The following is a 24,344-nucleotide window of genomic DNA, read 5'->3' on the forward strand; positions in this document are numbered from 1 at the left end:
GCCTACGGGTCCCGGCAGCGGCGCGCCGCCCGGTCACACGTCCGGGGTCTGTCCGGACCCGCCGAGCGATCTCCGGAGCACGACGAAGTGCAGTCCCGCGACGTGAGCGACGTGTGCCGGGAACGGTCGGGTCTCGCCCGTCGCGATGAACCCGCTTCGCTCGTACACGCGTCGCAGTCCCTCGTGCACGCTGAGCACCTCGAGCTCGACGGAATCGCACGCCAAGGCTTCCTCGGCGTGCGCGATCGCCGCGGTCCGGAGCCGCCGGGAGATGCCTCGGGACTGCCACGCCGGGTCCACAGCGAGCATGCCGAGGTGCGCGGTCGCCCGGTCGGAGGCCCGCAGGTGACAGGTCGCGACGATGGTGGCGTCGTGGACCGCGACGAGCACCACCGACCGCGGGGCACGGATCATCGCACGCACCTGGTCCGGGCTCGTCCGCTCCCCGGTGACCAGCTCGGCGTCGCTCACCCAACCCTGTTCGTTGGCGTACGAACGGACGACGACCGCAGCGACGGACGCCGCGTCGGTCTCGGACGCCGACCGGATCTCGAGCAGGGGTTCGTCTGTCACGACCGCATGCTCTCACGCAGCGCACAGGCATCTCGCCGAGCTCTGCGCACGCTCATGCACTGGGCGGGCGCGGGCGTGCTCTGGGCGCCTGCGTCGGGTCGGCTACGAGTCGTCGCCTGCGTTCCGAGCACGCTTCCGGCTGTGGCCCCTCGGCGACTGACGGATCGCTGGCCGGTCCCGGTGGGAGACCGGCCAGCGATGGCTCGGTGGGCCCTGCCGGGATCGAACCGACGACATCCACGGTGTAAACGTGGCGCTCTACCAGCTGAGCTAAAGGCCCTCACCACGATCCTAGGGCGTCAGCGCTCGATCGTCGTCGAACCAGGCGGGCACGTCACGACACCCCGCACCGGGGTCGATCGCAGCGGATCACGAGTCCCTGCGCGTCCTCGTCCCGGTCCTCCGACACGCCACCGGACAGCACGATCGGGGTGTCGTCGGCGCTGAGACCGATCGCCAGCGTGCTGGTGCTCGACCGTTCGTCCTGCACCGGCGGGAACCGGGCGATCGTCGTCTGCTCGGAACTGGTGCACCGTGCGTCACGGCACGAGAGCAGTCCCAGAGTGCCGCGTTCCTCGTCACGGAGCGCGACGAGTGGCCGCCCCGATCGGTCGATGACGAACGCCGGAAGCAGGTTCGTCGGCCCGTTCGGCGTGATGTCCGTGTGTGACGAAGACGAGCACGACGCATCCGCGCAGAAGGTCAGCCGTTGGGTCGCGATCCCGTTCGACCGCGCGAGCACGACCGGGTTCCCGTCGCCGCCGATCGCCACCCGGGCGTCGTACGCCTCGTCCCACGCCCGGACCGGCTCCCCCGGCGGGATCGCGTGCGACAGGTCGCGGACGACGGGCTGGCCGCCGTCCGGGCTGAACGACACGAGCCGAAGGGCGGTGAAGGTCGGCGAACGAGCGTCGGTCTCCGACACCAGCGAGACCACCGCGGTGCCGTCCGGCGCGACGGCGACGTCCACACCCTGGTGGTCCAGCGGCGGGATCCACGGCAGCGCCACCTGCCGAACCGTGTGTTCGACGCAGGACACGTCCTCGCAGAACACGGCGACCAGGTGGGAGCGCCCTTCCGGTTCACCGCCGCGGGCGATCCCGGCCACCACCGGCCGATCGCCGGAACTCGCGATGGCGACGTCCGTCATCCAGTAGCTGACGCGCCCCTGATCGGTCTCCACGATGTCGACGGCGGCGACCGTGGTGCGGCGCCCCTCCGGGCGATCGACGGCCGGTGCCTCGTCGGCGGAGTCACGCTGCTCCGCCCGTCTCCCCGCGGGCCAGGCGGCATCGTCCGACTTCGGTGCCACATCGAGTTGGTCCGCACGTGAGTGCACGACTTCGAGCTCGTACTGCTGCGCGACCTCGTCCTCGAACCGCACCTTCCACTGGGCGGCGAGCAGCCCACCGTCACCCGCGCTGCCGACCGCGGATCCGAGTGTCCGGCTGGGCATCCCCGTGGCCTCGTCGCACGATGCGTGCCGACACATCCGCAGGCTGCTCGGCGGCGTGTACGGCGCGTTCACGACAGTGGTCTTCCCTGAGACATCGGCGACGTCTCCACCGGAGATGGAGCGCGCATCGATCGACGCGGCGTCGTACTGCACGACCCCGAGCGGGTTGCTCGACACGATCACAGCGAACATCACCGCCGGCGCGAGCAACACGCCCGCTCCGATGGGACCGGGCCACGTCCGTCGTCCCCCGGCCACCGGGTCCCCCGTCAGCGGTGACCGGAGCGAACCACCCTCGCTCCGCGTGGCGGCGCCGCGCACCGCGATCGCGACGACCAACAGCACCAGACCGGTCACGGCGATGCAACACCAGGCAACGACGACGCTGCTCCGGAGCGCGGAGGGCGGCAACAGGCGCAGCAGCAGCAGGACGCCGACCCCGAGCACCGTCATCAGTGTCGCTCCGCCGACGAGCGCACGGCGCGGCGTCGCCGTCGCCTCGTGCCCACCACGGACGACGACCCGACCAGATCCCCAGGCACGACGGAAGGCCGATCGATGGGGCACACCGGCCACGAGCAACGCCCAGCCGAGCAGCAGCGGCGCCGCGATGACGGCACCGACCGCCAGCAGCACGACGATCACGACGGCGCCCCACCCACCTGCCCGCGTCGACACAGTGATGGCTGTCCCCGCCGCCGCCCCCACCAACGCGACGAGAGCGGCCTCGACGACGAGCCGCCAGTGGTGGACCGACCACCGCCAGGAGTCGCGCGGCCCCGCCACCGCGTCGTCTGCGGCTGCGAGCATGACCGCGGTGGATGCGGTCACCCCGAAACCGACCCCGAGCGCCGCGATGACCGCGCCCACAGCGAACAGGGCCGCGGGCACCCCGGAGCCGTCGAGCGCCGCGAACGCACCGTTCACCAGGGCAACGCGACCACCCGGCACGCCGAGCAGGAGCACCAGCCCGGCCAGCAGCAACCCGGCAGCGAACGGCACGACGAGGGCGAGCACCGCGCGGCCCCCGCTCGACGCGATCGACGGCACGGGTGGTGGACCGTCCTGCCGCCGCACCGCGGTCTCGGCCGAACCCGCCCTGGCGACTCCCGTCCCCGGTCGTGCACCATCCATCTGCTCGTCCCCCTCCGACAGCGTCCGCCCATGCTGTCAGGTTCGACGCCGGAGGTCCAGAAGGTGACATTTCAGGCGCGGACCCGCGCACTGGCGAGGACGGCCGACCCGAATGGTTTAGCCCAAGGCTTACTTTCGCCGATATGAAGCTCTACGCTTAACCCATGCAGTCCGAGCCCGTGATCGCCGTGATCGTCGACCTGGTCGACTCCCGCACGCTCGACGACCGCCCCGCAGCCCAGCAGGACGTCGAGCACGCCTTCGACAGTACCGCGGACGTCACCGCACTCGATCCCCTGCGCGCCACCGTCGGCGACGAGTTCCAGGTCATCTACGCCACGCTCACCGACGCGCTGCTGGCCACGACGGCCGCGACCCTCGCACTCCCCCCGACCGTGCAGATCCGCCTCGGCATCGGCCGTGGGCAGGTCCGGACGATCGGCACCGGCGGCGCCGGACCGTTGCAGGACGGCCCGGGCTGGTGGTCGGCGCGGGACGCCATCAACGAGACCCACCGGCGCGAGGACGGCCGGACCGCGTTCCTGCGGTCCTGGTACCACGACGCCGACGACCGCCACGGAACGACGGAGCGACTCGTGAACGCTTACTTCCTCAGCCGCGACCACGTCGTCTCGCGGCTCGCACCCCGTGCACGCCGGATCGCACTCGGTCTGGTGCAGGGTCGGACGCAGGCGCAGATCGCCGCCGACGAGGGCATCACCCCGTCGGCGGTGTCCCAGTCCGTGCAGAAGTCGGGCGTCGCCGCCCTGGTCGAGGGCCTGCGTGTCCTCGGGGACGGGGGCCGCTGATGCTCGCCGGAGTCCTCCTGACCCTCGTCGGGCTCGCCGACGTCGTCCGCGCGCGGACCGGGACCGACGCGGCACCACGGCGCGTGCTGACCAGCACGGTGATCGTCCTGCTCTGGGCCGCAGTGACGACCGTGACGGTCCTCGGCCTCGGTCTCGCAGTCTGGTCGGTGCTGGTCGCGGTCGTCCTCGCAGCCCTGTGGGTCGCGACCACGATCCCGGTGCGGTCCGCTGGCGCACCCGGCGGTCGCGATCGGGCACTCCCCTGGCTCCGTCGCTCGGGGTCCTGGCCGGCCGTCCTGCTCGCGGTCGCCGTCGCCGTGCTGCTGCTCTGGGCGCCGGCTGCCGAAGCCTCCGGCTTCGTGGTCGACTGGCACCGTGACGCCGGCACGGCGTTCGTCGGAGCGGTGCCGCTCGCGGCGCTCGTCGCCGGCATCGGGTCCGCACTGTTCCTGGTCGACTCGGCCAACGTGGTCGTCGCCCAGGCGCTGCCACCGGGACTGTCGCCCGACGCACGGCCCGGTGCAGTGGCGGCCGAGCCGGCTCGCCGGAAGCGCTTCGACCGGCGCCGCACCGCCCGGGCGAGCGCCACCGACGGGACCGCAGACGCAAATGCAGACGCCGAAACGGACGGCACGGTCACCCTCAAAGGCGGACGCATGATCGGCCCGATCGAGCGCCTGCTGCTGGCCGGGTTCTCGTTGGCCGGCGCCTTCCCCGTCGTCGCCGCGCTGATCGCCGCGAAGGGGATCGTCCGGTTCCCCGAGATCCGCCGCGAGACGACCGGCTACCAGGCCGAGTACTTCCTGATCGGCAGCCTGGTGAGCTGGGCGATGGCCTTCGCCGCCGCCGGCATGTGCTGGTTGCTGGCACTGGGCTGACGAACACCCCCGGCCCCCGATCACCGCAGGTACGCTCTCCCCGTGAACGGTGTCGGAGTCGGTGTCCTCGACGAAGCCGGGCGGCTCCGCCTGCTCGGCGCCGGTGTGACGGGCGCGGCCTTCGCCGTCGTCCTGGTCATGTTGGTCCTGTCCTCGTGGACCGAGGCGACCACCACCGTCCTGGTCTCGGCCGGCATCCCGACCGCCGTGGCCGGTGCCGCGATCGCCGTCGTCCTGCAGCGCCGCGCCTGGCGCTCCGAGGGCGGCTACGAACGGTCGATCGTCGTGCGCGAGTGGATCGCCGACGGGCAGGTACCCGCGGGTGTGCCGGCGGACCAGTGGATCCCGCTCGTGCAGGCCCAGGCCGACCGCGAGGGCGCCGGCTGGGGCAAGGTCGTCCTGGGCGTGCTGTGGATCGCGATGACGTGGTCGATGCGCGACCAGCACGGCACGCTCATCACGACGATGCTCATCCTGCTCTGGAGCGCGATGGCCCTGTGGGCAGCCGTCTGGGTCATCCCCCGCGCGCGGGCAGCGCGAGCGCTCCTGCGCCGCGGCGTCTCGACGATCGGCTGAACCCCGCCCACGCACGTCTGACTACGCTCGGACCCATGCAGAGTCGCACCCTCGGCCGCACCGGCCGCTCCGTCTCCCCCATCGGCCTCGGCACCTGGCAGTTCGGCGGTGACTGGGGTCCCGTCTCCGAAGCCGACGCGAACGCCGTCATGGACGCCTCCGTCGAGTCGGGCGTCACCCTGTTCGACACCGCCGATGTCTACGGCGACGGCCGGAGCGAGCAGCTCATCGGCGCGTGGCGTGCCGCGAACCCCGACGTGCCGCTGACGATCACCACGAAGATGGGCCGTCGCGCCGACCAGGTCCCCGAGAACTACGTCGCCGTGAACTTCCGCGAGTGGGTGGACCGCTCCCGGAAGAACCTCGGGCAGGACACCCTCGACCTCGTGCAGCTGCACTGCCCGCCGACCCCGGTCTACGAGGACGACGCCGTCTACGACGCCCTCGACGCGCTGGTCGCCGACGGCTCGATCGCAGCCTACGGCGTCAGCGTCGAGACCGCCGACCAGGCCCTCACCGCGATCGCCCGGCCCGGCGTCGCGAGCGTCCAGATCATCCTCAACGCGTTCCGTCTCAAGCCGCTCGACCGCGTGCTGCCGGCGGCCCGGGAGGCAGGGGTCGGCATCCTGGCGCGCGTCCCGTTGGCCTCGGGGCTGCTCTCGGGCAAGTACACGACGGACACGTCGTTCGCCGAGGGCGACCACCGTAACTACAACCGTCACGGCGAGGCCTTCGACCAGGGCGAGACCTTCAGCGGCGTCGACTACGACGACGGCGTGCGCGCGGCGCAGACCTTCGCGGCGTCCCTGCCGGACGCCGTCTCGGTCCCGCAGGCGGCGCTCGCATGGATCATCGCGCAGGACGGCGTCACCGCGGCGATCCCCGGCGCGCGCAACCCGGAGCAGGCGCGCTCGAACGCCGCAGCGGGCGACCTGCCGCCGATCGAGGGCCTCGACGCCACCGTGCACGACCTGTACGACACGTGGTTCCGCGCGAGCGTCCACGACCGCTGGTGAACCTGCGGAGCGTCGCGGTCGCGGTGGCCGCACTCCTGCTGCTGTCCGGGTGCGCCGCACCCGGAGCGGTCACCACCCGCGACGCTCCACCCTGGCCACGGCCGTCCGACCTGACGGCCCGCGCCGAGTCCGCCGGGCTCCGGAACGTCTGGGGCGAGCGGCTGGCCGAGCACGTGCACACGCACCTGACGATCCTGGACGGCGACGAGCCGGTGACCGTCCCGGCGAACATCGGGCACTCCGACGAGCGGAAGTTCGCCGCGGAGATCCACACGCACGACACGTCGGGCATCGTGCACGTCGAGTCCCCGACGGAGCAGACGTTCACGCTCGGGCAGTTCTTCGACGAGTGGGGCGTCTCGCTCGGTCCGGAGCACGTCGGTGGTCTGCGCGGCGAACTGACGGTGTGGGTCGACGGGCACCGGAGGATCGGCAACCCGCGCTCGATCGAGCTCACGGACCTGCGCCAGGTCGTCCTCGTCGTCACGACCGTCGGCGAGGTCCCGCACCTGCCGGCCCCCTTCGACTGGCCCCCGCAGTACGACTAGCGCCGGAACCGGCTCGGCTCAGGCCTCCTTCGCCGCGACCCACGACAGGTCGAGGCCCCACTGCTCGACCGACCCGGCCGGCAGCTGCCACACGTACTCGTTCTTGAGCTTCTTGCCGTCCTCGCGGAACGGCCCCGTCCGGTACGGGTAGAACGCGACGGTCGGCAGCGTGCCGGGTGGCGCCGTGCGGATCGCGTTCGAGAAGTCCTTGTTCAACCGCCGCAGCTCGGCGATCACGTCGCCCCGGGCGGTATCCGCGTCGAACCCGCCGGCACCCGAGGCGAGCTGGAACGCGATGTGCAGCTGCCGGTCACCGTGGTCGTCCTCGTAGCTGATCAGCCGGTGGTTCTCGACGGCCTCGAGCAGCTCCGGGTCGCCGTACACGACGTCCCGCACCACGTCGGGTGCGACGACTGCCCCGTTGTAGTCGACGGACAGGTCGGACCGGCCGTAGTGGAACAGCAGCGGCAGGTCGAGCTCGGCCTCGGCGGCGAGCGCCGCGTGCCCCGTCGCCCGCAGCACGGAGCGGAGGTCCTTCATCCGCACCACGTGTCCGCGGTCGTGGATGTTGTACCGGATGCGGGGGCTGATGTTCTCGGAGCGGGCGATGGTGACGACGAGTTCGCCGAGGTCGTTCGTCTCGATCAGGTAGCCGAACGGGTTGAACTGGAACACCATCGGGAGCACCCCGTACTCGCTCTGCTTGGTCAGGGCGGCGGAGAGTTCCGGTGAGGCGGCGATCGCCCGGCGGAGCTGCACGCTGAACGGTGTCTCGATGCCGAGGTTGATCTCGAGGTCGCTCGCCCCGTAGGAGCCGAGGACGGCCTGCGCGTACTGCTCGATGTGGGCGCGCATGTTCTCGCTGATGCCCTCGCCCCCGAACGCGGCGACGATCGTGTACTGGCTCCAGTCGAGCCGGTCGTCCTCGAACAGGGCCTTCAGGAACGGTGGGTAGCTGCAGATGATGTAGGTGAAGTCGGTGCCGAACTCGCGCATCGTCTGGACGATCTTGTCGCGGTCCGGGCCGATCGACTTGATCATGGAGGACTCGGTGAGCGAGGCGGTCACGTTCATCCCGGTGGCCCAGGCCCCGAGCGAGAAGGCGTTGAGCACGAACGGCTGCTTGGACAGGTCCTTCGCGGTGCGGGAGAACCCGAGCTGCAGGAGCTGTCGGGTGGCCTGGCGTTCGTCGGGGCCGCGCACCCAGCTGGTCGGGGTGCCGCTCGAGCCGCTGGACTCGTCGACGACGACGCCGCGTCGGGGCAGGCGTCCGTCGATGCAGCGCTCCGGGATGCTCCAGCGCTTGACGTAGGAGTCCTTGTCCATCTCGGGGAGGCCCGAGATCGCCGCGGCGATCCCGCCACGGGTGTCGAGCCTGGAGGCCCGTCCCGACTCCGCCAGGAACGCCCGGTACGCGGGGACCCGCTTCGCAGCCCGTTCCGCGGTCCGCCAGGCGCGCCAGCGTCCGAGGGTCCAGCGGAGCGGCTCGATGCCGGGCGTGAGCAGGAGCTTGTGGGTGCCGACGCGGGGCATGAACAGTGCGACGAAGGTCTCGACCACCCACACCACCGAGAACACCGCTGCGCGCTTCACCGGGTCCCCCCGACGGTCATCGCTGCTGCGGGTCGGCGGTGTGCCAGGGGTGGTGGGTCGCTGTGTCCGAAGCGGAACAGCATCCAGGCCATCCGCCCGTCGGACTCGTCGACGCCCGCGCGTTCGACGAACGCGGCGTGAGACCGCGGGTTGGTGATCACGGTGCCGAACGGGTGCATGGCGATGCCGCGGGCGGAGAACTCCAGCCAGATGCGCATGAAGACCCGTCCGGCCTCGACGTACTCGGCCGGGGTGCTGAACGGTCCCTCGAGCCAGGCGAGCTGTCGGACGCCCCGCATGGTGGACAGGTAGACCCTGCGGAAGACCCCGCCGATGCCCGGGGCCTGCCAGAGTCCGCGGTGCTCCATGGCGAACCGGAACACCGGACCGGGCATGAGCATCGTCTCGGCGGACAGCCCGTCGCCGGTGGCCGCTGCCTGTCGCTTCGAGAACCGCAGCCAGTGCAGGATCTCGTCGTGCACGGCGTCGTGCTGCAGGTCGTCGAACAGGGTCTCCTGGTTGACGCGCACGATCTCGTCGACCGTGGCCCGGTCGTCGGTGGTGCGGAAGCGCTGCCCGGCCGCCGACGCGATGGCGGACGCGGCCTCGATCGCGGAGGCGTCGACGAGCGTTGCGTCGTAGGGCCTGCGTGAGGTGCGCCGTGCGAGGAAGCCGGCCAGGGCCTCCCGGTCGTCCGCGGTGACCACGTGCGGACGCAACGTCACCGTGCCCAGCCGGTGCAGGTGGTCGTCCGCCGTCGCGTCGTGCCCCGGACCAGCGTCGAGCCGACCGAAGTCCATCTCGGCGTGGTCGAGCCGTTCCTGCACGGTGAACCCGTGCGCCCGTGCCACCACGTCGAGCCCGGCCAGGAACACCCCGGCGCAGACGTGCCCGAACGGGATGCCGAACGACTCCGCCGGCAACCCCCGTCGCAGGTCGTAGAACACGGTCGCGGTGCGGTCGTCCTCGACGCGCACGACGATCGGTTGCGAGTTGTGCGGCGACGGGTAGTGCCGCGCGTCCTCGATGATGCCCGTCCACGGTGATGCCATCGTTCCCCCTCGGTGGTCCCTGGCGACGATCATACGAACCCCCGGTGTCCCCCATGCCGGTCAGGGCATGCACTGTGGACAACCGGTGCGTAGCCTGCTCCTCGTGATGACCATCCGCACCGGCACCGACCTCGCCGCGGTCGAGGACGTCGTCGACGCCGTGACGGCGCACGGCGAACGGTACCTGGACCGGGTGTTCACCCTGCGGGAACGCACCGACACCGGCGACGACCCGGAGCGCCTCGCTGCCCGGTTCGCGGGCAAGGAGGCCGTCGTGAAGCTGCTCCGGCCGGCTCCGGACCAGGCGATCCCGCTGCGGGACGTCGCCGTCGTGCTCGATGCCGACGGGGCCCCCACGGTCGAGCTGTCCGGGGCGGCCGCGGCGCTGGCGGAGTCGATCGGGTGCGGCCCGATCGCGGTCTCGTTGGCACACGAACGGGGGCTCGCGGTGGCGACGGCGGTGGCCCTCTCGGAGCGCTGACCCGGCGCTCCGGACAGGGGTGCGGTTTCCCGCACCTGCACGGCGGTTTCCCGAGGGCCGTTCCTCTTTACGGTTGCAGTCATGGAACAGGACCCGAACCCCTCCAGCAGCACCACGACGATCGCCGACCCGGCCACCGACCGGGCCGTCCGTCGCGCCCTCGCCGAGCACGGCCGGCTGACGGTCGACGCGTGGGATGTCGCGTCGATCGCCGACCTCTACGCCCTCGGCCTGACCTCGCACGCCACCGTGAACGTGATGCTCGCGGTGGAGTCGGACCTCGACGTCGAGTTCCCCGACTCCGTGCTGAACCGTTCCACCTTCGCGAGCGTCGAGTCGATCACCGCCGCGGCGGAGCTCGCCGCGGAGCTCGCCTCGTGACCCTGGTCCTGCCGGCACCGTCGGTCGTCGACCGCTTCGCCGAGCGTGCGAGCGCGGTGGCCGAGGTCGCCGCACAGTTCGCCGACGAGGTCGACCGCGACGCCCGGCCCCCGCGCGAGGCCATCGCCGCGATGCGGGAGTACGGCCTGCTCGCGGCCGCGGTGCCGACCGAGCACGGTGGCGAGGGCGCCTCCGTGGCCGAGCTCTCCGCGATCGCGACCGAACTCGGCCGGGCCTGCGCCGCGACCGGCATGGTGTTCGCGATGCACCAGGGTCAGGTCATGGCGCTCTGGCGGCACGGCGGCGACGGTGCCGGCGTGCTCGAGACCATCGAGGCCGTCCGCGGCGGAGCCCTCGTCGCGTCGGCCACCACCGAGCGCGGCGTCGGCGGCGACGCCCGGCGGTCCACGTGTTCCATCGAGCCGACCGACGACGGCCGGATCCGCCTGCGCAAGGACGCGCCGGTGATCTCGTACGCCACCGAGGCCGACGCGGTGTTCGTCACCGCCCGCCGCGACCCGGACGCCCCGGCGTCGGACCAGCGGCTGCTCATCTGCCGCACCGACGCGATGGTCCTGTCGCAGACGTCCACGTGGGACACCATGGGCCTCCGCGGCACGTGCAGCAACGGGTGGATCCTCGACACCGAGACGACGACCGACCGGGTGTTCCGCGACGACTACGCCGCGATCTCCGCCCAGACCGTCCTGCCGGTGTCGCACGTGCTCTGGGCCTCGGTCTGGCTCGGCATCGCGGTCTCCTCCGCCGAACGTGCCCGCAGCGCCGTCCGGAAGCAGGCCCGCGCCGCCGTCGGGACGACCCCGCCCGGTGCGCTCCGGCTCGCCGAGCTCCTGGTCGACCTGCAGGCCCTCGCCGACTCGGTGCGCCACGCCGCCGAACGGTTCGACGCCGCAGCCGACGACCCGGACGTGCTGGCCTCGAGCGCGTACGCCCTCGCCGCGAACGCCCTGAAGATCGGTGCGTCCGAACGCGTCACCGACATCGTCACGAAGGCGCTGCGCATCGTCGGGATCGCCGGCTACGCCGCCTCGGGTCCGATGAGCATCGCCCGACACCTCCGAGACGCCCACGGGGCCGCCGTCATGGTGAGCAACGACCGTCTCCTCAAGAACGACGCCGACCTGGCCATCATGACGGGAGTGATCCTGTGACGATCACGGACACCACCACGCACAGCACCGACACCACCACCGCGGACACCGCCGGTGCGGACGCCACCGCCGCGCTCGACGCCGCCCGCGCCGCCCTCCGCGCCCGGCTGCTCACCGACGGCGTGCTCCTCGACCTCGGCACGCCCGGCCTCTACGGCCGCACCGGGGTCTTCGAGCGCGTGTACGCCGCAGTCGACGCCGCAGCGGTCCGCAGCCAGCAGCACCTCGGCGCCGAGGTCCTGCGCTTCCCGCCGGTCGAGCCGCTCGCGTCCTTCGAGCGCACCGACTACATCGCGTCGTTCCCGGACCTCGCCGCGTCGATCTCCGGGTTCACCGGCGACGACCGCACCCACCGCGCACTGCTCGCCGCCCGCGAGCGCGGTGAGCGCTGGGAGGGGTTCCTCGAGCCGGCCGACCTCATGCTCACCCCCGCGGTCTGCCACCCGGTCTACGGCCTGATCGGCGACACCGTGCCGCAGCAGGGCCGGTTCTTCGACGTCCTCGGCGACTCCTTCCGCCGGGAGCCCTCGCTCGACCCGATGCGCCTGCAGGCGTTCCACATGCACGAGTTCGTGCACGTCGGCACCCCCGCGTCCGCAGCGGCCCACCGCGACGGCAGCATCCCGGTGATGCGCGCGCTGCTCGAGTCGTTCGGGCTCGAGATCGACGTCGTCCCCGCCAACGACCCCTTCTTCGGCCGCGTCGGGCAGATGCTCGCCCGCAACCAGGTCGAGCAGGCGCTCAAGTTCGAGTTCGTGACGAAGGTCTACGGCCCCGACCACGACGCCACCGCGATCAGCTCCGCGAACCTGCACGAGGACCACTTCGGCACCTCGTTCGGCCTCCGCACCGAGGACGGAGAGGTCGCGCACAGCGCCTGCATCGCGTTCGGCCTGGAGCGCATCACCATCGCCCTGTTCGCCGCCCACGGCACGGACCTCGACGCCTGGCCGGCGTCCGCCCGCGCCGCCCTCGCCCTGTGACCACGCTGCACGGCTGGTCCGGATCGCCGGCGATCCGCGCCGCGGTCCAGCTCCCCGCCGCCGCGCGCGCCGGCGTCGTCATCTGCCCGCCGCTCGGGCAGGAGGGCGTCATCGCGTACCGCACGCTCCGTCTGCTGGCCGACCGCCTGGAGGCCCGTGGCATCGCTTCGGTGCGCTACGACCCGTCCGGACGTGGTGACGGCGCACCCGACACCGCGCCCGACGCGCAGGTACGGTCCGCACGCCACGCCGCCGCCGTGCTCCGCACGACGGGGGTGCAGCACGTCGCCTTCGTCGGGCTGGCCTCGGCGGCCCTCGTCGCGGCGAACGCGGCCGCGGACACCGACGGCCTCGTCGTCTGGGACGCCCCGGCATCGGGCAAGGGGTGGCTCCGTCGGCAACGCGCCCTCGCGACCATCACGATCGGTGCCGACCGCGTGGTCGACGGCGTCGAGAGCCTGATCGGGTTCGACGTCGAGCCCGACGAAGCCGCCGCGCTCGCGGACCTCGCCTTCACCCCGCGCACCGGGCCCACCGTCGCGCTCGTCCGCCCGGGTGCCCGGCCGCCGAAGCCCCTCGGTGGCGTCGACGTGACCGAGGTCACCGGCAGCGCCGAGCTCCTCGACGGCACGAGCATCCACGCCCGCATCCCCGGAGCGGCCGTCGACACCGTCGTCGCCTGGCTCGACACCTGGGCGCCCGAGACGGCGGTGACCGTCCGCACGCCCGTCCTCGACGAGGTCCTCGACGTCGACGGTCGCGTGTCGGAGCGCATCGTCCACCTCGGTGAACAGGGCCTGTTCGGGATCGAGACCGTCTCGTCCGCCCAGCACCACGACGCTCCCGTCGTCGTGCTCCACAGCGGCGGCGCCGAACACCGCGTGGGGGCCACCGACTACCAGGTCGAACTCGCCCGCGCCCTCGCCCGCGACGGCGCCCGGGTCGTCCGCGTCGACCGCCGTGCCACCGGCGAGAGCACCGGCGTGCACGAGGACGAGCGGAGCTTCCTGTTCGCGCAGGAGTGGGTGGAGGACCAGTCCGCCGTCGTCACCGCACTCGCCACCCCCTCGGACCGGCTCGTGCTCGTCGGCATGTGCGCCGGCGCCTGGGTCGCGGGCCGCGCCGTCGAGGAGGCCCCGCGCCTGGTCGTCGAGATCAGCCCGAACGACTACCGTCGCGTCCCGGCCGAGCCCGGCTCGTACGCCGACGGAGTCCGGGCGATCGACGCCCCGTCGCCCGCCCGGGTGTGGGTGCGCGAGCGGTACAACCGCTTCGTGCCGAAGGCCGTCCGCGACCGGATCGCCCGTCGCGACCGGATGGGCGGGGTCGTCGGCCACGTCCGCCCGCTCGTCGAGCACGGCACCGACGTCGTCGTGATCGTCGCTCCCGAGGACGCCGCCCTGTTCGACCGACTCGGTGGGCAGAAGGCCGTCCGGCGCTGGCCCGGCGACGACCGCCGCGGGTCGGTGTCCGTCGTCCGCGTCGAGGACGGCGACCACGCGCTGTTCTCCCCGACGATGCGCGGGGCCGTCGTCGCCGAGGTGCGCTCCCGCGTCGCGGCGACGTTCCCCGTCCACACCTGACGCGGCCCGCCCGGCTCAGCGCAGGCCGAGCTCCCGCGCGACCGCGTCGGGACGCTCGACGTGGGCGAAGTGCCCGCAGTCGTCGAGCAGCACCGTCCGGACCTGCGGCACGAGCACCCGCAGCGCCTCGAGGTCCGAGACGCGGGCGAACACGTCGTCCTGTCCGGCGATCGCCGTCACCGGGCAGGTGATCGCACGCCACCGGTCGACGTCGTACGCAGCCGCCGACCGTGCCGCCTCGGTGAACTGCTCCGGCCGGAGCTCCTCGACGAAGGCCTCGAGCACGCTCGGGTCCAGGCGTCGCACGTGCGTGAACACCGGCGCCGCGACGAGCGGCAGCAGACCGATCCGCGCGATCCCCCGGAGCAGCGGACGAGCGGTGCCACCGGTCACCGTGAGGCCCGCACGCAGCAGGGTGAACGCCGGCAGGGTGCCGAGCGCCCGCACCGGGTGCCGAGCCGCGCCGGCGGTCGCGACCGTGGTACCGGACACCAGGGCGAGCGACCGCACCCGCTCGGGCGCCACCACCGCCAGGTGCAACCCGACGAACGCTCCCATGGAGTGCCCGACCACGTCGACCGCGCCGAGGCCCAGCGCACCGAGGACCGCCGACACGGCACCCGTGACGGCGTCGAGCCCGAGCGGACCGTCGGGAGCCGGCGAGGACCCCCAGCCGGGCAGGTCGACGAGCACCAGCCCGCGGTCCCCGATCCCGTCAGCGGCGCGCAGCAACGGCGTCCACGTCGACCAGGAACCGGCGACGCCGTGCAGCAGCAGGAGCGGGTCCGGGCCGGCGCGGTGGTGCACCACGACTGGCCCGGTCGGGGCCTCCACGACCGTGCGGGTCAGCCCCCAGGCGCCGGGCGTGACGCGCACCGGGTACGGGGCGTACGCATCAGCGGTGACCCCGCGACCACGTGGGTCGGTGTCGATGGCGTGCACCGGGCCTCCTGTCCGACCGCCGACGCGGACGCGTCGTTCAGGAGGGATTCGGAACGCTAGCCGACGGGGACGGGTGCCGAGCAGGCGGCGAGCCGGTCGAGGGCCGCCTTGTACTCGGCGACGTCGCGCTGCAGGCCAGGCTCGGTGATGATCGAGGCCTTGATGCGGCCCTGCACGTCGATGACGAAGGTCGCGCGGGTGGCGAAGCCCTTGTTCTCGAGGAACACGCCGTACTCCTTCGAGACGGCGCCGTGCGGCCAGAAGTCGGCGAGCAGCTCGAAGTCGTAGCCGTTCGTCTCGGCGAACGACCGGAGCGTCGCCTTCGAGTCGACCGAGATGCCGAGCAGCTCGATGCGCTGGTCCTGGAACATCGTGATGTTGTCCTGCAGGGTGCAGAGCTCGTTCGTGCACCCGGACGAGAACGCCAGCGGGAAGAAGACGAGTGCGACCGGGCGGTTGCCACGGAAGTCGCTGAGTCGGACGTGCTCACCGAACTGGTTCGGGAGCTCGAAGTCCGGCGCGAGTGAGCCGATCTCCAGTGCCATCGCTACGTGTGCTTCTTCCTCGGGCGTGGGGTGTGCCCGTCGGGTCCGTGCGCCGCGGATCGCGTGTGCACGATCGGCCATGCTACGCCGACGACACGCGAATGCAAGCACCCGTCCACCTGCACGTCACCATCAGCATGAGCGTCGGTCCTGGGGCCTAGAGTGGACGGGGCCCCAGCCGGTCGCGACCCGACCACCGGAGCCACCATGTCCACCACCACGAGAACGAACGAGGTCAAGGGTGACGGTGAACGACCAGGACCCGTACAGCGCCGGGGCGAACGACCAGGATCCGCAGGAGACCGCCGAATGGCGTGAGTCCCTCGACGGGCTGGTCCAGACCCACGGACACCAGCGCGGTCGCGAGATCATGCTGAGCCTGCTCAAGCGGTCCAAGGAACTGCACCTCGGTGTGCCGATGGTCCCGACGACGGACTACGTGAACACCATCGCGCCGGAGAACGAGCCGGAGTTCCCCGGCGACGAAGAGCTGGAGCGCCGGTACCGCCGCTGGATCCGCTGGAACGCGGCCATCACGGTGCACCGCGCACAGCGTCCCGGCATCGGGGTCGGCGGCCACATCTCGACGTACGCGTCGAGCGCCGCGATGTACGAGGTCGGCTACAACCACTTCTTCCGCGCGCAGGACCACCCCTCCGGTGGTGACCAGGTCTTCTTCCAGGGCCACGCCTCCCCCGGCATGTACGCCCGCGCGTACATGGAAGGTCGCCTCTCCGAGGACCAGCTCGACGGGTTCCGGCAGGAGAAGTCGCACGCCGGCGGCGGTCTGTCGTCGTACCCGCACCCGCGCCTCATGCCGCACTTCTGGCAGTTCCCGACCGTGTCGATGGGCATCGGCCCGATCAACGCGATCTACCAGGCGCAGCAGGCCAAGTACCTGTCGAACCGCGGCATCAAGGACGCCATGGACCAGCAGGTCTGGGCGTTCCTGGGCGACGGCGAGATGGACGAGGTCGAGTCCCGCGGGCAGCTCCAGGTCGCCGCGAACGACGGCCTCGACAACCTGAACTTCGTCATCAACTGCAACTTGCAGCGACTCGACGGTCCGGTCCGTGGCAACGGCAAGATCATCCAGGAGCTCGAGGCGTTCTTCCGCGGTGCCGGCTGGAACGTCATCAAGGTCGTCTGGGGCCGCGAGTGGGACGACCTGCTCGCCCGTGACACCGAGGGCGCGCTCCTCAACCTGATGAACCAGACGCCGGACGGCGACTACCAGACGTACAAGGCCGAGAACGGTGCCTACGTGCGCGAGAACTTCTTCGGGCGCGACCCGAAGGCGCTCGAGCTCGTCAAGGACTACACCGACGACCAGATCTGGAACCTCAAGCGCGGTGGCCACGACTACCGCAAGGTCTACGCCGCGTTCAAGGCCGCGACCGAGCACAAGGGCCAGCCGACCGTCATCCTGGCGAAGACGGTCAAGGGCTACGGCCTCGGCCCGAGCTTCGAGGGCCGCAACGCGACCCACCAGATGAAGAAGCTCACGCTCGACAACCTCAAGCAGTTCCGCGACGAGATGCGCATCCCGATCTCCGACGCGCAGCTGGAGGAAAACCCGTACACGCCGCCGTACTACCACCCGGGCAACGACGACGAGGCGATCCAGTACATGCACGAGCGTCGTCGCGCGCTCGGTGGCTACGTGCCGGAACGTCGCACGAAGTACACGCAGTTCACGCTGCCGGACGACTCGAAGTACCAGGTCGTCAAGAAGGGCTCCGGCAAGCAGGAGGTCGCCACCACCATGGCGTTCGCACGCCTGCTGAAGGACCTGCTGCGCTCGCCCGACTTCGGTGACCGCGTGGTCCCGATCATCCCGGACGAAGCACGCACGTTCGGCATGGACGCCTACTTCCCGTCGGCGAAGATCTACAACCCGAACGGCCAGCACTACACGTCGGTCGACCGCGAACTCCTCTTGGCCTACAAGGAGAGCCCGCAGGGCCAGATCATCCACGTCGGCATCAACGAGGCGGGCGCCCTCGCGGCGTTCACCGCGGTCGGCACCTCGTACTCGACGCAGGGCGAGCCGCTCATCCCGGTCTACGTCTTCTACTCGATGTTCGGGTTCCAGCGCACCGGCGACGCCATCTGGGCCGCCGGCGACCAGATGACCCGTGGCTTCATGATCGGCGCGACCGCCGGCCGCACCACGCTGACGGGTGAAGGCCTGCAGCACGCGGACGGCCACTCGCCGCTCCTCGCCACGACGAACCCGGCCGTCGTCTCGTACGACCCGGCGTACGGCTACGAGATCGGCCACATCGTCAAGGCCGGCCTCGACCGCATGTACGGCACGAACGAGGACGGCTCGCCGAAGCACGCCGACCCGAACGTCATGTACTACCTGACGGTCTACAACGAGCCGCTGGTGCAGCCGGCCGAGCCCGAGGGCGTCGACGTCGAGGGCATCCTCAAGGGGATGTACCTGCTCAAGGCGAGCGAGCACGACGGTCCGAAGGCCCAGCTGCTCGCGTCCGGTGTCGCCGTGCCGTGGATCCTCGAGGCGCAGCAGCTCCTCGCCGAGGACTGGGGCGTGTCGGCCGACGTCTGGAGCGTCACGAGCTGGGGTGAGCTGTACCGCGACGGTGTGGCCGCCGAGCAGCAGGCGTTCCTCAACCCGAACGAGCCAGCCCGCACGCCGTTCGTCACCGAGCGGCTGCTCGGCACCGAGGGGCCGGTCGTCGCCGTGAGCGACTTCATGCACCTGGTGCAGGAGCAGATCCGCCCGTTCGTGCCGACCGACTACGCCACGCTCGGCGCCGACGGCTTCGGCTTCTCGGACACCCGTCCGGCCGCTCGCCGCTTCTTCCACATCGACGGCCCCTCGGTCGTCGTGCGGACGCTGCAGCAGCTCGCCCGCCAGGGCAAGGTCGACGGCGCGCTCGTCCAGCAGGCGATCGACAAGTACCGCCTGCACGACGTGACCGCCGGCACCACCGGCAGCGCGGGCGGCGAGAGCTGATCAACCCGTGACGACGGTCCGCCCGGACCACGAGAGCCAGGAGAGCGCGCGCGAGCGTGCGCTCTCCTGGCTCCGTCAGGTGTCCGGAGAACTCTCCACCGCCACGATCAAGCGGCTCGAGGACACGCTCCCCTGGTACAGCGAGATGCCACCGGGGCGCCGCTCCGCCGTGGGCCTCGTCGCCCAGGCCGGCATCACCTCGTTCATCAGCTGGCTCGAGGGCACCGCGTCGACGCCGTGGATCGCCGCGGCCGACGTCTTCGGGTCCGCCCCGCGGGAACTCCTGCGCTCCGTGAGCCTGCAGCAGACCCTGCAGCTCATCCGCGTCGTGGTGACCGTGGTCGAGGAACGCGCCGCCGACGACGAGATGCTGCAGGAGGCGATCCTCAAGTACTCCCGCGACATCGCGTTCGCCGCAGCCGACGTCTACGCCCGCGCGGCCGAGGCCCGCGGCCTGTGGGACGCCCGGCTCGAAGCGCTCGTGGTCGACTCGATCCTCTCCGGCGAGTACGACGACGAACTGCCCTCCCGCATCGCCGCCCTCGGGTGGCACGGCCACGGCGAGGTCGCGGTGCTCGTCGGCACCGCACCGAAGCAGCTCGAGGTCGACCAGGTCCGCCGCACCGCACGGCACATGGACGCCGACGTGCTCGTCGGGGTCCAGGGATCGCGGCTCGTCGTGGTGATCGGCCGCGCCACCCCGCGCGACGACGTCCCCGAGGGCGAGGAGCCCGTCTCCTTCACGACCATCGCGCAGGCCCTCGAGCCGCTGTTCGGCGAGGGGCACCTGGTGCTCGGCAACGAGGTCCCCGGGGTCGTCGACGCCTCGACCAGCGCGAAGGCCGCCCTCGCCGGGTTCGCCGTCGCGCGTGCCTGGCGCGGCGTGCCCCGCCCGGCCCTGGCCGACGACCTGCTGCCCGAACGTGCCCTGGCCGGCGACCCGCTCGCCCGGTCGGCCCTGGTGCAGCGCATCTACGTCCCGCTCAAGGACCAGTCCACCGAGCTCCTGCAGACGCTGTGGTGCTACCTGGACACCGGCCGGTCGCTCGAGGCCACGGCGCGCGAGCTCTTCGTGCACCCGAACACCGTGCGCTACCGCCTGCGCCGGGTCGCCGACATCATCGGGTGGGACGCCACGCACGCCCGGGACGCCCTGATCGTGCAGTCGGCGCTCATCCTCGGCGCGATGTCCGAGTCCGCGACCGGCCGTCGCCGCATCACGCCCCGACGCTAGAGCGCTCCGGACGGTAGAGAACCGACAATGTCCCGCGGGGATTCGTGTGGGAAGTCCACACGGGCCCCGCGGGGCGAGAACGCGAGGATTGTCCGGTGATCGTCGTCGTCGCGCCCGGACAGGGCTCCCAGACCCCCGGCTTCCTCGCCCCCTGGCTCGAGGACGCCACCGTTCGTGAACGAGTCGGGCAGTGGTCGGAGTCGATCGGCGTCGACCTCGCCGAGCACGGCACGAACTCCGACGCGGACACCATCAAGGACACCGCGCTCGCACAGCCCCTCATCGTGGCCGCCGGCCTGGTGACCGCCGACGCACTGCTCGCCGAGGGCCGTCGTGCCCTGGTGGGCGGGGTCGCCGGACACTCGGTGGGCGAGTTCACCGCCGCCGCGGTCGCCGGGATCCTCGAGCCGACCGACGCCGTCGCCCTGGTCGCCGAGCGCGGCCGGGCCATGGCGGACGCCGCCGCGCTCGAGCCGACCTCGATGGCCGCCGTCCTCGGTGGCGACGCCGATGCGGTGGCCGCAGCCCTCGCCGAGCACGGCCTGGTGCCCGCGAACCACAACGGCGGCGGCCAGACCGTCGTCGCCGGTGCTGCAGACGCCATCGCCGCCCTCGCCGCCGACCCGCCCGCCAAGGCCCGGGTGATCCCGCTCGCCGTGGCCGGTGCGTTCCACACCCGGTACATGGCCCCCGCCGTCGAACGGGTCGCCCCGGTCGCGGCTGCCGCCACCGTGCAGGACCCGACCCTGCCGATCTGGACGAACGCCGACGGCTCCCGGGTCGACGACGGGCGCCGCTTCGTCGACCTCATGGTCCAGCAGATCGCGAACCCCGTGCACTGGGACGCGGTCATGGAGTCCTTCTCCACCGCTGGCGTGACCGGCATCATCGAGCTCGCACCCGCCGGTGCCCTCGTCGGCCTGGCGAAGCGCGGCCTCCGCGGCACGCCGACCGTCGCCATCAAGACCCCCGACGACCTGCCTGCAGCGATCGACCTGCTGCAGCGCGCGGGCCAGGAAGCAGACGCAACCGCATGACCGACCCGACCACCCCGACGGACGCCCCCACGGGCCTCCCGACCGGATCCGCGCGCCCGCTGCTCCAGCAGCGCCGCGGCCACGAGTTCACCCGGATCCTGGCGTTCGGCGCCGCCCGCGGCGAGAACGTCGTGCCGAACGACGACCTCGTCGGCCCGATCGACTCGTCCGACGAGTGGATCCGCCAGCGCACCGGCATCATCACCCGCAAGCGCGCGGGCAAGGACGTCGAGGCCGTCGACCTCGCCGAGGCAGCCGCACGCGAGGCCATCGAGAAGGCCGGCCTGTCCCCCGACCAGATCGGCGTCGTGCTCGTGAGCACCGTCACGCACACCGTGGCGACCCCGTCGATGGCGTCGCTGCTCGCCGAGCGCATCGGCGCCACCCCGGCCGCCGCGTACGACATCAGCGCCGCCTGTGCCGGGTACGCCTACGGCATCGCCCAGGCCGACTCGTTCATCAAGTCCGGGCTCGCCGACCACGTGCTGGTCGTCGGCGCCGAGAAGCTCAGCGACGTCGTCGACCCGACCGACCGGTCCATCTCGTTCCTGCTCGGGGACGGTGCCGGCGCCGCCGTGATCGGCCCGAGCGACTTCCCGGGCATCGCCCCCACCATCTGGGGCTCCGACGGCTCGAAGTGGGACGCCATCGGCATGACCGCGACCTACAACGAGTGGGAGGCCGGGGCACCGCGTCCGACCATGCGCCAGGCCGGGCAGACGGTGTTCCGCTGGGCCGTCTGGGAGATGGTCAAGGTCGCCCGCCAGGCGCTCGAGACCGCCGGCGTCCGCCCCGAGGACCTCGCCGCGTTCGTGCCGCACCAGGCGAACATCCGCATCATCGACGAGTTCGCCAAGCAGCTCCGCCTGCCCGAGACGGTGACGATCGCCCGCGACATCACCACCACCGGCAACACCTCTGCCGCGAGCATCCCGCTCGCAACGCACCGCCTGCTCGAGGAGCACCCGGACCTGTCGGGCGGCCTCGCCCTGCAGATCGGCTTCGGCGCCGGACTCGTGTTCGGCGCCCAGGTGGTCGTCCTCCCCTGATCCCCGTCCGGTCGCGCACCCGCGCGCCCGGTCCCCATCCCGACGAGCCTCCGCGCACCCGGACCCCGCGTGCCCTAGGCTGGTCAACGGTCAAACGACACCCCCCTTCAAGGAGAACACTCATGGCCCTGTCCAACGAAGAAGTCCTCGCCGGCCTGGCCGAGCTGATCAACGACGAGACCGGTATCGCCACCGACACCGTCGCCGCCGACAAGTCCTTCACGGACGACCTCGACATCGACTCCATCTCGATGATGACCATCGTGGTCAACGCCGAGGAGAAGTTCGACGTGAAGATCCCGGACGAAGAGGTCAAGAACCTCAAGACCGTGGGCAACGCGGTCGACTACATCGTCAAGGCCCAGGCCTGACACGAGCTTCCTGAGCGCCGCGGCCCGCGGACCCCTGCGGGCCGCGGCGCTCATCTTGTTCACCCCAACGAAAGAGCACGTCGTCCCATGACCAAGAAGACCGTCGTCGTCACCGGGATCGGTGCGATCTCACCCCTCGCCGCGACCGCCCCGGACACCTGGGACGCGCTGCTCGCCGGCAAGTCCGGCATCACCCGCATCGAGGACCCCCGCTACGCCGAGCTCGAACTCCCCGTGGAGTTCGCCGGCCAGGCGCGCCGGTTCCTCACCGACCAGCTCACCCGCCCCGAGTCGAAGCGCCTCGACCCCTCGTCGCAGCTGTCGCTCGTCGCGGCGCGCGAGGCCTGGGCCGACGCCGGCATCGACGACGAGTCGGTCGTGCCCGAGCGCCTCATCGTCGACTGGGCGACCGGCATCGGCGGCGTGAACACGCTGCTCGACGCGTGGGACACCCTGCGCGAGAAGGGTCCGCGTCGCGTCCTGCCGATGACGGTCCCGATGCTCATGGCGAACGGCCCCGCCGCCGCCATCGAGATGGAGTTCGGCGCCCGTGGTGGCGCCCGCACCTACCTGTCCGCCTGCGCGTCCTCGACCGAGTCGCTGGCCGAGGCGTACCGGCACATCGCCGACGGCGACGCCGACATCGTCATCACCGGTGGCGCCGAGGCCGCGCTGCACCCGCTCCCGCTGGCCGCGTTCGCCGCGATGCAGGCCCTGTCGCGCCGGAACGACTCCCCCGAGACCGCATCGCGTCCGTACGACGTCACGCGTGACGGCTTCGTGCTCGGTGACGGCGCAGCGGCGCTCATCCTCGAGTCGAAGGAGCACGCGGAAGCCCGCGGCGCGACCATCTACGCCGAGGTCGCCGGCTCCGGCATCACCTCGGACGCCTTCCACATCACCGCGCCGGACCCCGAGGGCAGCGCCGCCGCCCGTGCGGTCCTGCAGGCCCTCGAGCACGCCGACGCGAGCATCGAGGACGTCGTGCACGTCAACGCGCACGCCACCTCGACCCCCGTCGGTGACGTCGCCGAGTACCACGCGATGCGTCGGGTCTTCGGCGACCACCTGGACGACGTCGTGGTGTCCGCGACCAAGGCCTCGACGGGCCACCTGCTCGGTGGTGCCGGTGCGATCGAGGCGGTCTTCACCGTCCTCGCGCTGCACAACCGCGTCGCCCCGCCGACGATCAACCTGCACGACCAGGACCCGGAGATCGTCATGGACGTCGCCCGCGAGCCGCGAGCGCTGCCCGAGGGCGACCTGCTCGCGGTCAGCAACTCGTTCGGCTTCGGCGGCCACAACGCCGTGGTCGCGTTCCGCAGCGTCTGATCCGGAACACCCTGCCAGGAGGCCCGTCCCGCGTCGTCGGGGCGGGCTTCCGTCGTTCCGGTGGCCGGTCCGGTGGTCGGCTCAGCCGACGCGGTGCAGCCAGACGACCGGGTTGCCCTCGGCCGCGTGGCGGAAGGGCTCGAGCTCGTCGTCCCAGGCCTGCCCGAGTGCGAGCCGGAGCTCACGGTGCAGCTCGAGGGCGTTGCTGCCCGCGACCTCCATCGCGTAGCGCACCCGGTCCTCGGGGATGACCATGTTGCCCGTGACGTCGGTCTGCGCGTAGAACACCCCGAGGTCGGGCGTGTGCATCCAGCGACCGCCGTCCGAGGCGCTCGTCGGCTCCTCGGTGACCTCGTACCGCAGGTGTTCCCACCCGCGCAGGGCCGACGCGATCGCAGCACCGGCGCCCACCGCACCGGTCCACGTGTACTCGGTCCGGCGCGCACCGTCCTGCGCGGGCTGGTCGAGCCACGAGAAGTTCACGGCGCGGTTCATCGCGCGACCTGCTGCCCATTCGACGTGCGGGCAGAGCGCGCGGGGTGAGGAGTGCACGTAGAGCACTCCTGTCGTCGTTCCGTTCACGGTTCCTCCGATACGTCAGGTGCGACTTCCC

23 protein-coding genes and 1 tRNA gene are annotated in these 24,344 nt (G+C 71.8%); 16 read left to right on the top strand and 8 right to left on the bottom strand.

Annotation, left to right across the window (positions count from 1 at the left end; all coding sequences use genetic code 11):
• Positions 1 to 33: 33 nt before the first annotated feature.
• The 3 genes from DEJ21_RS10555 to DEJ21_RS10565 all read right to left on the bottom strand — a co-directional run bounded on the left by DEJ21_RS10555 (position 34) and on the right by DEJ21_RS10565 (position 3,079).
• Positions 34 to 573, bottom strand: a complete 540-nt coding sequence (locus tag DEJ21_RS10555; RefSeq protein ID WP_111224554.1) for a GNAT family N-acetyltransferase — start codon at positions 571 to 573, stop codon at positions 34 to 36.
• Positions 574 to 780: 207 nt separating this feature from the next.
• Positions 781 to 853: transfer RNA gene (locus DEJ21_RS10560), tRNA-Val, on the bottom strand.
• A gap of 54 nt (positions 854 to 907) precedes the next feature.
• Positions 908 to 3,079 (bottom strand): hypothetical protein, encoded by a 2,172-nt coding sequence (locus DEJ21_RS10565; protein ID WP_111224555.1) that lies wholly within the window; start codon positions 3,077 to 3,079, stop codon positions 908 to 910.
• 248 nt (positions 3,080 to 3,327) lie between these two features.
• On the opposite strand from DEJ21_RS10565, the gene DEJ21_RS10570 reads away from it, so the two are divergent.
• From DEJ21_RS10570 to DEJ21_RS10590, 5 genes are read left to right on the top strand one after another with little or no spacing between them, the layout of a single operon-like run.
• Positions 3,328 to 3,972, top strand: coding sequence for a SatD family protein (locus tag DEJ21_RS10570; RefSeq protein ID WP_111224556.1), 645 nt, complete (start codon positions 3,328 to 3,330; stop codon positions 3,970 to 3,972).
• Positions 3,972 to 4,850 (top strand): hypothetical protein, encoded by an 879-nt coding sequence (locus tag DEJ21_RS10575; protein ID WP_111224557.1) that lies wholly within the window; start codon positions 3,972 to 3,974, stop codon positions 4,848 to 4,850. The genes DEJ21_RS10570 and DEJ21_RS10575 overlap by 1 nt, the downstream gene beginning before the upstream one ends.
• 42 nt (positions 4,851 to 4,892) lie before the next feature.
• Entirely contained in the window at positions 4,893 to 5,426 is a 534-nt protein-coding gene (locus tag DEJ21_RS10580) for a hypothetical protein (RefSeq protein ID WP_111224558.1), read from the top strand.
• A gap of 35 nt (positions 5,427 to 5,461) precedes the next feature.
• Entirely contained in the window at positions 5,462 to 6,442 is a 981-nt protein-coding gene (locus DEJ21_RS10585) for an aldo/keto reductase (RefSeq protein WP_111224559.1), read from the top strand.
• Positions 6,439 to 6,990, top strand: coding sequence for a hypothetical protein (locus tag DEJ21_RS10590; protein WP_111224560.1), 552 nt, complete (start codon positions 6,439 to 6,441; stop codon positions 6,988 to 6,990). The genes DEJ21_RS10585 and DEJ21_RS10590 overlap by 4 nt, the downstream gene beginning before the upstream one ends.
• An 18-nt stretch (positions 6,991 to 7,008) precedes the next feature.
• Here the strand turns inward: DEJ21_RS10590 and DEJ21_RS10595 are convergent, their stop codons facing one another.
• Entirely contained in the window at positions 7,009 to 8,583 is a 1,575-nt protein-coding gene (locus DEJ21_RS10595; RefSeq protein WP_258375004.1) for a CoF synthetase, read from the bottom strand.
• On the bottom strand, positions 8,580 to 9,635 hold the full coding sequence (locus DEJ21_RS10600) for a hypothetical protein (RefSeq protein ID WP_111224561.1): 1,056 nt from the start codon (positions 9,633 to 9,635) through the stop codon (positions 8,580 to 8,582). Before DEJ21_RS10600 ends, DEJ21_RS10595 begins: the two co-directional genes overlap by 4 nt.
• Before the next feature lie 106 nt (positions 9,636 to 9,741).
• Between DEJ21_RS10600 and DEJ21_RS10605 the strand changes: the two genes are divergently transcribed.
• The 5 genes from DEJ21_RS10605 (at position 9,742) to DEJ21_RS10625 (ending at position 14,235) form a co-directional block, all read left to right on the top strand.
• Positions 9,742 to 10,116: a holo-ACP synthase gene (locus DEJ21_RS10605; RefSeq protein WP_035808449.1), complete on the top strand. Its 375-nt coding sequence runs from the start codon at positions 9,742 to 9,744 to the stop codon at positions 10,114 to 10,116.
• Positions 10,117 to 10,197: 81 nt separating this feature from the next.
• Entirely contained in the window at positions 10,198 to 10,497 is a 300-nt protein-coding gene (locus DEJ21_RS10610; protein WP_111224562.1) for an acyl carrier protein, read from the top strand.
• Positions 10,494 to 11,669 carry an acyl-CoA dehydrogenase family protein gene (locus DEJ21_RS10615; protein WP_111224563.1) on the top strand — a complete coding sequence of 392 codons (1,176 nt, stop codon included), beginning with the start codon at positions 10,494 to 10,496 and terminating at the stop codon, positions 11,667 to 11,669. Before DEJ21_RS10610 ends, DEJ21_RS10615 begins: the two co-directional genes overlap by 4 nt.
• A complete protein-coding gene (locus DEJ21_RS10620) occupies positions 11,666 to 12,652 on the top strand; it encodes an amino acid--[acyl-carrier-protein] ligase (RefSeq protein WP_220036571.1) in 987 nt (328 codons plus the stop codon). The genes DEJ21_RS10615 and DEJ21_RS10620 overlap by 4 nt, the downstream gene beginning before the upstream one ends.
• Positions 12,649 to 14,235 (top strand): alpha/beta fold hydrolase, encoded by a 1,587-nt coding sequence (locus DEJ21_RS10625; protein ID WP_111224564.1) that lies wholly within the window; start codon positions 12,649 to 12,651, stop codon positions 14,233 to 14,235. Before DEJ21_RS10620 ends, DEJ21_RS10625 begins: the two co-directional genes overlap by 4 nt.
• A gap of 15 nt (positions 14,236 to 14,250) precedes the next feature.
• Here DEJ21_RS10625 and DEJ21_RS10630 read toward each other — a convergent pair whose 3' ends face one another.
• Both DEJ21_RS10630 and DEJ21_RS10635 read right to left on the bottom strand, forming a co-directional pair.
• On the bottom strand, positions 14,251 to 15,177 hold the full coding sequence (locus DEJ21_RS10630; RefSeq protein ID WP_181435848.1) for an alpha/beta fold hydrolase: 927 nt from the start codon (positions 15,175 to 15,177) through the stop codon (positions 14,251 to 14,253).
• 56 nt (positions 15,178 to 15,233) lie between these two features.
• Positions 15,234 to 15,722, bottom strand: a complete 489-nt coding sequence (locus DEJ21_RS10635; protein ID WP_071248033.1) for a peroxiredoxin — start codon at positions 15,720 to 15,722, stop codon at positions 15,234 to 15,236.
• Between the two features lie 241 nt (positions 15,723 to 15,963).
• On the opposite strand from DEJ21_RS10635, the gene aceE reads away from it, so the two are divergent.
• The 6 genes from aceE (at position 15,964) to DEJ21_RS10665 (ending at position 23,731) form a co-directional block, all read left to right on the top strand.
• Entirely contained in the window at positions 15,964 to 18,708 is a 2,745-nt protein-coding gene (aceE, locus tag DEJ21_RS10640) for a pyruvate dehydrogenase (acetyl-transferring), homodimeric type (RefSeq protein ID WP_071405343.1), read from the top strand.
• A gap of 7 nt (positions 18,709 to 18,715) precedes the next feature.
• A complete protein-coding gene (locus DEJ21_RS10645; RefSeq protein ID WP_027465341.1) occupies positions 18,716 to 19,942 on the top strand; it encodes a CdaR family transcriptional regulator in 1,227 nt (408 codons plus the stop codon).
• Between the two features lie 95 nt (positions 19,943 to 20,037).
• A complete protein-coding gene (locus DEJ21_RS10650; RefSeq protein WP_111039661.1) occupies positions 20,038 to 20,979 on the top strand; it encodes an ACP S-malonyltransferase in 942 nt (313 codons plus the stop codon).
• Positions 20,976 to 22,028 carry a beta-ketoacyl-ACP synthase III gene (locus DEJ21_RS10655; RefSeq protein WP_258375005.1) on the top strand — a complete coding sequence of 351 codons (1,053 nt, stop codon included), beginning with the start codon at positions 20,976 to 20,978 and terminating at the stop codon, positions 22,026 to 22,028. The genes DEJ21_RS10650 and DEJ21_RS10655 overlap by 4 nt, the downstream gene beginning before the upstream one ends.
• A 122-nt stretch (positions 22,029 to 22,150) precedes the next feature.
• Positions 22,151 to 22,399, top strand: coding sequence for an acyl carrier protein (locus DEJ21_RS10660; RefSeq protein WP_017886710.1), 249 nt, complete (start codon positions 22,151 to 22,153; stop codon positions 22,397 to 22,399).
• A gap of 87 nt (positions 22,400 to 22,486) precedes the next feature.
• Complete coding sequence (locus tag DEJ21_RS10665) at positions 22,487 to 23,731, top strand: beta-ketoacyl synthase (protein ID WP_027465338.1); 1,245 nt, start codon at positions 22,487 to 22,489, stop codon at positions 23,729 to 23,731.
• An 81-nt stretch (positions 23,732 to 23,812) separates the two neighbouring features.
• On the opposite strand, the gene DEJ21_RS10670 is transcribed toward DEJ21_RS10665, so the two are convergent.
• Positions 23,813 to 24,313 (bottom strand): DUF3145 domain-containing protein, encoded by a 501-nt coding sequence (locus tag DEJ21_RS10670; protein ID WP_027465337.1) that lies wholly within the window; start codon positions 24,311 to 24,313, stop codon positions 23,813 to 23,815.
• Positions 24,314 to 24,344: the final 31 nt, after the last annotated feature.

This window comes from Curtobacterium sp. MCSS17_006 (assembly GCF_003234215.1).
GTDB lineage: Bacteria > Actinomycetota > Actinomycetes > Actinomycetales > Microbacteriaceae > Curtobacterium > Curtobacterium flaccumfaciens.